Source organism: Curtobacterium pusillum (genome assembly GCF_007673235.1).
In the GTDB taxonomy this organism is placed as follows: Bacteria; Actinomycetota; Actinomycetes; order Actinomycetales; family Microbacteriaceae; genus Curtobacterium; species Curtobacterium pusillum_C.
The window spans coordinates 1-214 of sequence record NZ_VDZH01000052.1 but is presented as its reverse complement, the minus strand read 5'-3'; the positions used below and the strand labels follow the sequence as shown (position 1 = coordinate 214).

Sequence of the window (214 nt, the reverse complement as noted above, 5' to 3'; positions counted from 1 at the left end):
AGCGAGTCTGAATAGGGCGTTTAGTATGTGGTTGTAGACCCGAAACCAGGTGATCTACCCATGTCCAGGGTGAAGTTCAGGTAACACTGAATGGAGGCCCGAACCCACGCACGTTGAAAAGTGCGGGGATGAGGTGTGGGTAGGGGTGAAATGGCAATCGGACCTGGAGGTAGCGGGTTCTCTCCGAAATAGGTTTAGGGGTGGCCTCAAGGTA

At 53.7% G+C, this 214-nt stretch carries 1 rRNA gene; it reads left to right on the top strand.

The annotated features are described in order from the left end of the window. Positions 1 to 214 (top strand): 23S ribosomal RNA (locus FS532_RS18550); the annotation flags it as partial.